The organism is Streptomyces sp. NPDC000941, assembly GCF_053599555.1.
On record NZ_JBSFMM010000324.1, the window covers coordinates 1 to 9,722 of the forward strand.

General features: G+C 73.4%; 9 protein-coding genes. 8 read left to right on the forward strand and 1 reads right to left on the reverse strand.

The window, feature by feature from the left end:
* Together ACWDSL_RS49430 and ACWDSL_RS49435 are read left to right on the forward strand one after the other, a co-directional pair.
* The coding region (locus tag ACWDSL_RS49430) for an MATE family efflux transporter (RefSeq protein WP_450495836.1) at positions 1 to 1,091 on the forward strand (1,091 nt) is incomplete at its 5' end.
* Between the two features lie 29 nt (positions 1,092 to 1,120).
* A complete protein-coding gene (locus ACWDSL_RS49435; RefSeq protein ID WP_450495837.1) occupies positions 1,121 to 2,269 on the forward strand; it encodes a glycosyltransferase family 4 protein in 1,149 nt (382 codons plus the stop codon).
* Between the two features lie 93 nt (positions 2,270 to 2,362).
* On the opposite strand, the gene ACWDSL_RS49440 is transcribed toward ACWDSL_RS49435, so the two are convergent.
* Complete coding sequence (locus ACWDSL_RS49440; RefSeq protein WP_450495839.1) at positions 2,363 to 4,162, reverse strand: AMP-dependent synthetase/ligase; 1,800 nt, start codon at positions 4,160 to 4,162, stop codon at positions 2,363 to 2,365.
* A 262-nt stretch (positions 4,163 to 4,424) separates the two neighbouring features.
* Here ACWDSL_RS49440 and ACWDSL_RS49445 point away from each other — a divergent pair, with 262 nt between their 5' ends.
* The 6 genes from ACWDSL_RS49445 (at position 4,425) to ACWDSL_RS49470 (ending at position 9,678) form a co-directional block, all read left to right on the forward strand.
* A complete protein-coding gene (locus ACWDSL_RS49445) occupies positions 4,425 to 5,186 on the forward strand; it encodes a metallophosphoesterase family protein (protein ID WP_450495841.1) in 762 nt (253 codons plus the stop codon).
* An 80-nt stretch (positions 5,187 to 5,266) separates the two neighbouring features.
* A complete protein-coding gene (locus ACWDSL_RS49450; RefSeq protein WP_089514168.1) occupies positions 5,267 to 5,710 on the forward strand; it encodes an SRPBCC family protein in 444 nt (147 codons plus the stop codon).
* 114 nt (positions 5,711 to 5,824) lie between these two features.
* Positions 5,825 to 7,249 (forward strand): ArsA family ATPase, encoded by a 1,425-nt coding sequence (locus tag ACWDSL_RS49455; protein WP_450495843.1) that lies wholly within the window; start codon positions 5,825 to 5,827, stop codon positions 7,247 to 7,249.
* 101 nt (positions 7,250 to 7,350) lie between these two features.
* Positions 7,351 to 7,875, forward strand: coding sequence for a DUF5304 domain-containing protein (locus ACWDSL_RS49460; RefSeq protein ID WP_450495844.1), 525 nt, complete (start codon positions 7,351 to 7,353; stop codon positions 7,873 to 7,875).
* A gap of 58 nt (positions 7,876 to 7,933) precedes the next feature.
* The gene (locus ACWDSL_RS49465; RefSeq protein WP_450495846.1) at positions 7,934 to 8,875 is read left to right on the forward strand and encodes an ROK family glucokinase; all 942 of its coding nucleotides are present in this window, start codon (positions 7,934 to 7,936) and stop codon (positions 8,873 to 8,875) included.
* A 20-nt stretch (positions 8,876 to 8,895) separates the two neighbouring features.
* Positions 8,896 to 9,678, forward strand: a complete 783-nt coding sequence (locus tag ACWDSL_RS49470) for an endonuclease/exonuclease/phosphatase family protein (protein WP_450495848.1) — start codon at positions 8,896 to 8,898, stop codon at positions 9,676 to 9,678.
* Positions 9,679 to 9,722 lie beyond the last annotated feature (44 nt).

Consider the following 9,722-nt stretch of genomic DNA (forward strand, 5'->3'; position numbering starts at 1 on the left):
GCTGGGCGCTGTGCGCGCTGCTCATCCCGCCCGTCGCGGTCGGCGGCTGGGCGCTGCGCGAGCCACTGGCCCGGCTGGTGCTCGGCGGCGGCGACGGACAGGCCCTCCGCCTCGCCGTCGGCTACTTCGCCGTCTCCCTGCCCGGCCTCGCCGTCTTCTTCGCGCAGAACCTCCTCGACGGCGTCCTCAAGGGCGCCGGGGACACCCGCACCCCCATGCGCCTCGCCTTCCTCGCCAACGCGCTGATCCTCGTCCTCGACCCGCTGTTCGTCTTCGGGCTGTGCGGGCTGCCCCGGCTCGGCGTGACCGGCGCCGCCTGGGCCACCGTCGCCGGGCGCTCGGCCGCCCTCGCCGCCGGTCTTGTGGCGCTGCGCCGCAACCGCCTGCTGCGGGAGGCTGCCGCCGCGCCACGCCCCGCCGGGGGTACCCTGGCCGCCCTGCGGGCCACCGCCGCCACCGGGCTGCCGATGGCCGCCGACTTCACGGCCCGGATGGCCGGTTCCCTGCTGCTGGTGGCCGTCGTGGCGCGGATCGGGGTGGCGTCCGTCGCCGCGTACGCCATCGCCACCAAGGCGATGTACGTGGCGACCATGTCCTTCTACGCGGTACGGCAGGCCGCCGCCATCCACACCGCCCACAACCTCGGCGCCGGCCGCGACCAGCGGGCCGCCATCGCCCGCCAGGCCGCGCTGCTCGGCGCCGCGCTCGGCGCGCTCGCCGCCGTGGTGCTGCTGGCCGCCGCGCCATGGGTGATGCGGGCGTTCGGCGCGCGGCCGGACGTCGCCGCGGCCGGTACGGCGTTTCTGCGCTGCGTGGGCCCGTATCTGGCGCTGCTGGGCTGTTTCATCGCGCTCGGCGGCGTGTTCGAGGGGGCCGGGGGCAGCCCGCTGATGCTGCGCGTCACCCTCGCCGGTACGGCCGTCCAACTGCCGCTGGCCTACGGCCTGTCCGGCCTCGGGCTGCCCGGGGTGTGCGCGGCCATGGCCCTGGCCGCGGCCCTCCAGTGCCTGGCCGTACTCGCCCTCTCCCGCCGCTTCGCCCCGCCACGGGCCCCCGCCCGCCGGGCGGCGGAGCGGGTCAGAGCGCGCTGATCACAGCGCGGCCGGTACTGTCGGCTGGGATGGACAAGACCCTGATCGTCACCAACGACTTCCCGCCCCGGCCCGGCGGCATCCAGGCGTTCCTGCACAACATGGCGCTGCGCCTGGACCCGCAGCGGGTCGTCGTCTACGCCTCCACCTGGAAGCGCGGCCGGGAGGGTGCCGAGGCCACCGCCCGGTTCGACGCCGAGCAGCCGTTCCGCGTCGTACGGGACCGTACGACCATGCTGCTGCCCACCCCGCGGGTGACCCGGCGCGCCACCGAGCTGCTGCGTGCGCACGGCTGCACCGCGGTGTGGTTCGGGGCCGCCGCCCCGCTCGGGCTGATGGCCCCGGCGCTGCGCGCGGCGGGCGCCCGGCGGCTGGTGGCGACCACCCACGGGCACGAGGCTGCCTGGTCCCAGCTCCCCGCCTCCCGCGGGCTGCTGCGCCGGATCGGCCGGTCCACCGACACCCTCACCTACCTCGGCGAGTACACCCGCTCGCGGATCGCCGCCGCCATCGGGCCCGAGGCCGCGGCGCGCATGGTCCAACTGACGCCCGGCGTGGACGAGAAGAGCTTCCACCCCGACTCGGGCGGCGCCGAGGTCCGGGCCAGGCTCGGGCTCGCCGACCGACCCGTCGTCGTCTGTGTCTCCCGGCTGGTGCCGCGCAAGGGACAGGACACCCTCATCCAGGCCATGCCGCGGATCCTGGCGGAGGTCCCGGACGCCGTGCTGCTGATCGTCGGCGGCGGCCCGTACGCCAAGGAGCTGCACCGGCTGGCCGAGACCACCGGCGTCGCCGACTCCGTACGCTTCACCGGCGCGGTCCCCTGGGCGGAGCTGCCCGCCCACTACGGCGCGGGCGACGTGTTCGCCATGCCCTGCCGCACCCGGCGCGGCGGCCTGGACGTCGAGGGCCTGGGCATCGTCTACCTGGAGGCCTCCGCGACCGGTCTGCCCGTCGTCGCCGGGGACTCCGGCGGCGCGCCGGACGCGGTCCTCGAGGGCGAGACGGGCTGGGTGGTGCGGGGCGGCTCCGCCGAGCAGGCGGCCGAGCGGATCGTCGCGCTGCTCCAGGACCCCGAGCTGCGGCGGCGGATGGGGGAGCGGGGGCGCGCCTGGGTCGAGGACCGCTGGCGCTGGGACCTGCTCGCGGAGCGGCTGGAGGGCCTGCTCCAGGGCTGATCCAAAGGGCCTGCTCGGCTGATCCAACTGGACGCGGCGGTGGGCCCATGTACGGAAGCCGTCCCGTGGGCCCACCGCCGCGCTCGTGCCGGGTCAGCGCTGGTACAGCGCCTCGATCTCGCCCGCGAAGTCCTTGACCACCACGCTCCGCTTGAGCTTCAGCGACGGCGTGACATGCCCGGAGTCCTCGGTGAACTGCGTGGTCAGGATCCGGAACTTGCGCACCGACTCCGCCTTGGAGACCGCCGCGTTCCCGTCGTCCACCGCGCGCTGGATCTCGGCCAGCAGCTCGGGGTCCTCCTGCAGTTCGGCCACCGTGGCGTCGGCCGGCTTGCCGTGCTCGGCCAGCCAGCGCGGCAGGAACTCCTGGTCGACGGTGATCAGCGCGCCGACGAAGGGGCGGCCGTCGCCGACCACCATGCACTCGGCGATCAGGGCGTGCGCCCTGATCCGGTCCTCGATCACCGCCGGGGCCACGTTCTTGCCGCCCGCGGTGATGATGATCTCCTTCTTGCGGCCGGTGATGGTGAGATAGCCGTCCTCGTCGAGGGTGCCCACATCGCCGGTGTGGAACCAGCCGTCGGACAGCGCCTCCGCCGTCGCCGCCTCGTTGTTCCAGTAGCCGGTGAACAGGTGGTCGCCGTGGAGCAGCACCTCGCCGTCGTCCGCGATCCGGACCACAGTGCCCGGCATCGGCTGGCCGACCGTGCCGAGCTTCTGCCGGTCCCACGGGTTGAAGGTGGTCGCCGCGCAGGACTCCGTCAGGCCGTACCCCTCGAGCACCGTGAAGCCGATGCCCCGGTAGAAGTGGCCGAGCCGGGCGCCCAGCGGGGCGCCGCCGGAGATCGCGTGGGTGGCCCGGCCGCCCAGGACGGCCCGCAGCTTGCTGTAGACCAGGCGGTCGAAGACCTTGTGCTTGACCTTGAGGCCGAAGGACGGCCCGGCGGGGGTGTCCAGCGCCTCGCTGTAGGCGATGGCGGTCGCGGCGGCCTTGTCGAAGATCTTGCCCTTGCCGTCGGCCTGGGCCTTCGCCCGCGCCCCGTTGTAGACCTTCTCGAAGACGCGCGGCACGCCCAGCACCAACGTCGGCCGGAAGGAGGCCAGTTCGTCGGTGAGCGTCTTGATGTCCCCGACATGCCCGAGCTTGATCGGGGCCAGTACCGCTGCGATCTCCACCAGCCGCCCGAGGACATGCGCCTCGGGGATGAAGAGCAGCACCGACGACTCACCGGTCACGAAGATCGGCTTGAGGCGGGCCACGACATTGCCGCATTCGGCGAAGAAGCTGCGGTGGGAGAGCACACAGCCCTTGGGGCGGCCGGTGGTGCCCGAGGTGTAGACGATCGTGGCCGGGGAGTCGGCGTTCGCGATCGCGCTGCGCTCGTCGACCACCGCGTCCCCGATGTCCGCGCCCAGCTTCCGCAGGGTCTCGATCGCCCCGCCGCCCTCGATCCGCCACAGGCTCTTCAGCGCGGGCAGGTGGTCCCGTACGGACTCGACGGCGGCCTCGTGCGCGGCGGACTCCACCACGCAGGCGACCGCGCCCGAGTCGCCGAGGATCCACTGGGTCTGCTCGGCCGAACTCGTCTCGTAGACCGGCACCGTGACCGCGCCCGCGCTCCAGATGGCGAAGTCGAGCAGCGTCCACTCGTAGCGGGTGCGCGACATCAGCGCGACCCGGTCGCCGGGCTCCACCCCGGAGGCGATCAGGCCCTTCGCCACGGCCCGCACCTCGGCGAGGAATTCGGTGGCGGTGACGTCCTGCCACTCGTCGCCGACCTTCCGGGCCACCACCGCGACATCGGGGTGATGGGCGGCGTTGCGCCGGATGAGGTCGGTCAGATTCCCGTCGGCCGGAACCTCGTACAGGGCCGGAAGACTGAACTCGCGCAAGACTGCTGCTCCTCGTCGGGCGCCGGCGCCGCTACGGGCAATCCCTGCGGGCTAGGGGGATGGTGGACTGCCCGGACGTTACCGATGGGTATGGCATCTGGGATAGGGGGTCCTCCCAGATGTTTGATGCGTCACACCCCGTTCTCGTATTCGTCGCAGACTAGTCGACACCGCCCAGGACCCGGAAGTAACGGCAGGTGGCGGCGGGGCGGTGGGGGCCCGCGCCCGACGGCCCGAGGCGGCAGGACTTAGGCTGACCTGCATGCGAGTTCACGTGGTCAGCGACGTGCACGGCAACAGCCGGGATCTGAAGCGGGCGGGCGAGGGCGCGGACGCCCTGATCTGCCTCGGCGACCTGGTGCTCTTCCTCGACTACGCCGATCACTCCCGCGGCATCTTCCCCGACCTGTTCGGCGTCGAGAACGCCGACCGCATCGTGGAACTGCGCACCGCCCGCCGGTTCGAGGAGGCCCGTGAATTCGGCAACCGGCTGTGGGACGGGGTGGACCGCAACGCCGCCATAGAGTCCGCGGTACGCCGCCAGTACGCCGAGCTCTTCGCGGCATTCCCCACCCCCACCTACGCCACTTTCGGCAACGTCGACATACCGAGGCTGTGGCCCGAGTACGCCGGATCCGGTATCACCGTCCTCGACGGTGAGCGGGTCGAGATCGGCGGCCGGGTCTTCGGCTTCGTCGGCGGCGGGCTGCGCACCCCGATGCGCACACCGTACGAAATCGACGACGAGGTCTACGCCGCGAAGATCGCCGAGCTCGGCGAGGTCGACGTGTTGTGCACCCATATCCCGCCCGACGTCCCCGAGCTGTGCTACGACACCGTCGCCCGCCGCTTCGAACGCGGCAGCGCGGCCATCCTCGACGCCATCCGCGAGGTGCGGCCCAAGTACGCGTTCTTCGGCCATGTCCACCAGCCGCTCGCCCGCCGGATGCGCATCGGCGCCACCGAGTGTGTCAACGTCGGACACTTCGCCTCGACCGGCACCCCCTGGACCCTGGAGTGGTAGTCCGCGCGCGGTAGCCTTCAGCGGCATAGGGCCCAGGCGGCGGATCAGCGGACCAACACCTCACCGAAGGAACCACGGCGATGGCGGAACACACCAGCTCGAGCATCACGATCGAGGCGGCACCGGCCGACGTGATGGAGGTGATCGCCGACTTCGACCGTTACCCGGAGTGGTCCGGAGAGGTGAAGGAGGCCGACATCCTCACCAAGGACGACCGGGGGCGCGCCGAGAAGGTGCGGATGCTGCTCGACGCCGGGGCGATCAAGGACGACTACACCCTCGAGTACACCTGGACAGGTGACAACCAGGTCAGCTGGTCCCTGGTCAAGTCCCAGATGCTGCGCTCCCTCGACGGCTCGTACCTGCTGGCCCCGGTCGACAGCGGCAAGCGCACCGAGGTCACCTACCAGCTCACCGTCGACGTCAAGATCCCGATGCTCGGCATGATCAAGCGCAAGGCCGAGAAGGTCATCATCGACCGCGCGCTGGCCGGTCTGAAGAAGCGGGTGGAGAGCGCCGACTAAGTCCTGTCCGGGCCCTTGGGCCTCACCCGGCGCGGGCGCGACCGCGAGCGCCGCTGATCCCGCTACGGTCGGGAAGCCCGTCCTCAGCCCCACCCTGCCCGGAGGCTCCTTTTCATGCGTACGGTCCTCGTCACCGGTACCGGCGGCGCGGGCCGCACCACCGTCGCCGCCGCGACCGCGCTGGCCGCCGCCCGCGAGGGGCGGCGCGCCCTGCTGCTCACGGCCGACCGCGACGGCACCCCGGAGGCGCTGCTCGGCCTCCCCGCGCCCCGGCCCGCCGCCGCGACGCCGGCCGAGCGGCTGCCGTGGTCCCCGCCGGTCGAGGCCGCCCCCGGCATGTGGGCCGCGCGCATCGCCGCCGACGACTGGTTCCGCGGCGAGCTGACCTCCCTCCAGGAACGGGGGAGCGGCGCGCTGGGCATGCTCGGCGCCACGCCGCTCGACCCCGAGGAGCTGACGGGCCTGCCGGGCACGGAGGCCTTCGCGGTACTGCGCGCGCTGCGCGCGGTCCACGACACGGATCCGGCTGCCGCCCACTGGGACGTCCTGGTCGTCGACATGCCGCCCGCCCTCGATACGGTCGCGGTCCTCGCGCTGCCCGAGCAGCTGCGCCGCTATCTGCGCCGGCTGCTGCCCGCCGAGCGGCAGGCGGCGCGCGCCCTGCGGCCGATGCTGGCGCAGCTCGCCGGGGTGCCGATGCCCGCCCAGAAGCTGTACGAGACGGCCGAGCGCTGGGAGCGCGAACTGGCCGGTGTGCAGGCCCTGATCGAGTCCGAGGCCACCACCGTACGGCTGGTCGTGGACCCGGGGCCGCTCGCCGACCGGGCGCTGCGCACCGCGCGCGCCGGGCTCGCGCTGTACGGCTGCCGTGTGGAGGCCGTGGTCGCCAACCGGCTGCTGCCCACCGGCACCGCCGACCCCTGGCTCGCGGCGCTGTCCGGGCAGCAGCAGGCCGCGCTCAAGGAGCTGCACGGGCAGTGGGCGCCCGACGTCCCCGTCCGCGAACTGCCCCACCTGGGCCGCGACCCGCTCGAGGCGAACGGCCCGCGGGACGCCGTCGGCCCGCAGGATTCCGACGGGCCGGCCGGTGCGCACGGGCCGGGCAGTGCGCACGGGGCGGACGGACCCGCCGCCGAACCCGCCACCGGGCTCGCCGGACCCACCGGGTTCGCCGGACCCGCCGGGTTCGCCGCCGCGCCGGCTGCCGGACCTGCCGCCGGGCTCGCCGCCCTCGTCGCCTCCGTCGGTGCTCCCGAGCCGCGTCCCGACCGCCCGGCCGCCGAGCCGTGGACGGTCGAGGACCGTCTCGCCGCCGACGGGGAGCTGGTGTGGCGGCTGCCGCTGCCCGGCGCCGACCGCGACGCCCTCGGCCTGGTGCGCCGCGGCGATGAACTGATCGTCACCGTCGGCCCGTTCCACCGGGTGCTGCCGCTGCCGTCCGCCCTGCGCCGCTGCACCGTGTCCGGTGCCGGGCTGCGCGACGGCCGCCTGAACGTCCGCTTCGCCCCGGACCCCGAGCTGTGGCCGAGGAGCCTGTGACGCCCCATGCCCCTTTTCTCGCCTTGTCATTCCGGTAACGTCGAGAGCAAGCCCGGATGAACACCCCCGGGCCGCCAGTCCCTCCGCCGCAGGAGCCCGCCATGAGCGACGACGCCACCGAGCGCCCCGCCGAATCCCCGGTCACCGACGTACCGGTCGACGACGTACCGGTCACCGACATCGACCCCGACGCCTGGGAGCGGGCCTGTGCCGAGGACCTCGCCGCGGAGCGGGCCCGCCGCCGGGCCCGCGAGAGCGGCCATGAGCCGGGCAGCGCGGCCGAGGAGCTGCGCAAACTGGCCGAGGCCGTCGCCGACAGGCTGGCCGGGGCCCAGGCCCCGCTGGCCGGGACGGCCGTGCAGGGCGCCGTACAACACTTGATCGCACAGGCGAAGGCCGCTGTCGAACCGGTCATCGAACGGAACCCTGAGGTCTTCGATCACCTCGCCACCGCCGGCACCGAGCTCCTTGCCGCTTATCGGGCCGCCGTCCAGGGGCAGGAGCAGCGCTGGACGCGTGGCGACGACGACGGTGCCACCGAGGCCGACGACCGCGCCGATAAGCCGGAAAAGGGCCCGGACAACGGCAACGAGTCTTCGAGTAGTGAACACATCGACCTCGACTGAGCCCCATACTCCGGTACCGTTGTGCTCGGCGGGGTTCGACCAAATAACTGAGGGACACATGGGACTCACCATCGGCGTCGACATCGGCGGCACGAAGATCGCAGCTGGCGTGGTCGACGAAGAGGGCTCGATTCTCGAGACGTGCAAGGTATCGACCCCGCAGACTCCCGAGGGGGTCGTCGACGCCATCGCGGGCGCGGTGCGTGAGGTCAGCACCGGCCACGACATCGAGGCCGTCGGTATCGGCGCGGCCGGTTACGTGGACGACAAGCGCGCCACGGTGCTCTTCGCGCCCAACATCAACTGGCGCCATGAAGCGCTCAAGGACAAGGTCGAGCAGCGCGTGGGCCTCCCCGTCGTCGTCGAGAACGACGCGAACGCCGCGGCGTGGGGCGAGTACCGCTTCGGCGCCGGCCAGGGCCATGACGACGTCGTGTGCATCACGCTCGGCACCGGCCTCGGCGGCGGCATCATCATCGGCGGCAAGCTGCACCGCGGCCGCTTCGGCGTGGCCGCCGAGTTCGGCCACATCCGCGTGGTCCCGGACGGGCTGCTGTGCGGCTGCGGCAGCCAGGGCTGCTGGGAGCAGTACGCCTCCGGCCGCGCGCTGGTCCGCTACGCCAAGCAGCGCGCCAACGCGACCCCGGAGAGCGCCGAGGTGCTGCTCGCCCTCGGCGACGGCACCCCCGAGGGCATCCAGGGCAAGCACATCAGCGACGCCGCCCGCCAGGGCGACCCGGTCGCCATCGACTCCTTCCGCGAGCTGGCCCGCTGGGCCGGCGCCGGCCTCGCCGACCTGGCCTCGCTCTTCGACCCCTCGGCGTTCATCGTCGGCGGCGGCGTCTCCGACGAGGGCGATCTGGTCCTCGAGCCGATCCGCAAGTCCTTCCGCCGCTGGCTGGTGGGCAATCAGTGGCGTCCGCACGCCCAGGTGCTCGCCGCCCAGCTCGGCGGCAAGGCCGGGCTCGTCGGCGCCGCCGACCTGGCCCGCCAGGGCTGACGGGGTCGGGGGGACGACGCATGGTGCTCGTGGACCTGCCCGCATCGGCCACCGCCCAGGACGCGGCGGTGGTGCGGGTGCTCAGCTACAACATCCGCTCGATGCGCGACGACCGCGAGGCGCTGGTCCGGGTGGTCCGGGCCTGCGCGCCCGACGTGCTGTGCGTCCAGGAGGCGCCGCGCTTCTTCCGCTGGCGCAAGGCCGCCTCCTGGCTGGCCCGCGAGACCGGCCTCGTCCACACCACCGGTGGCGCCACCGCCACCGGCCCGATGCTGCTGACCTCGCTGCGCGCCCATGTGGAGCGGACCGAGGACATCCTGCTGCCCCACGTCCCCGGGCTGCACCGGCGCGGCCTGGCCACCGCCGTGCTGCGCTTCGGGGGCGGGCACCGGGGGGACAACGGCATCAGGCTCGGCGTGGTCAGCTGCCATCTGAGCCTGGCCGAGGCCCAGCGCCACGACCAGGCGGGGATGGTCCTGGACCACCTCGCCCGGCTCGACGTCCCGTACACCGTCCTGGCCGGTGACATCAACGATCAGCCCGAGGGCCGCGCCTTCCGGCGGCTGGCCGGATCGCTGCGCGACGCCTGGGCGACCGAGCCCTGGGGGAGCGAGCTGACGTATCCGCCGGGGCAGCCGCGTGAGCGTATCGACGCGCTGTTCGCGACCGAGGGCGTGGAGGTCCTCGGCTGCGGGGTGCCGACCGGGCTGCCCGGGGTCACCGAGGCGGATCTGAGGGCGGCCTCGGACCATCTCCCGGTCCTCGCGGCCCTCAGGCTCCCCAGGCCAGTGACTTTGCGGTGAGTATGAGACAGCGACACGCCGTAACGTCGGGCGGTCGCTTTTCC

Bases quoted from the DNA above. Each gene is read 5' to 3' on its own strand.
- ACWDSL_RS49445 (WP_450495841.1), top strand. From the start codon at position 4,425: ATGCGAGTTCACGTGGTCAGCGACGTGCACGGCAACAGCCGGGATCTG.
- ACWDSL_RS49455 (WP_450495843.1), top strand. From the start codon at position 5,825: ATGCGTACGGTCCTCGTCACCGGTACCGGCGGCGCGGGCCGCACCACC.
- ACWDSL_RS49435 (WP_450495837.1), top strand. From the start codon at position 1,121: ATGGACAAGACCCTGATCGTCACCAACGACTTCCCGCCCCGGCCCGGC.
- ACWDSL_RS49460 (WP_450495844.1), top strand. From the start codon at position 7,351: ATGAGCGACGACGCCACCGAGCGCCCCGCCGAATCCCCGGTCACCGAC.
- ACWDSL_RS49450 (WP_089514168.1), top strand. From the start codon at position 5,267: ATGGCGGAACACACCAGCTCGAGCATCACGATCGAGGCGGCACCGGCC.
- ACWDSL_RS49470 (WP_450495848.1), top strand. From the start codon at position 8,896: ATGGTGCTCGTGGACCTGCCCGCATCGGCCACCGCCCAGGACGCGGCG.
- ACWDSL_RS49465 (WP_450495846.1), top strand. From the start codon at position 7,934: ATGGGACTCACCATCGGCGTCGACATCGGCGGCACGAAGATCGCAGCT.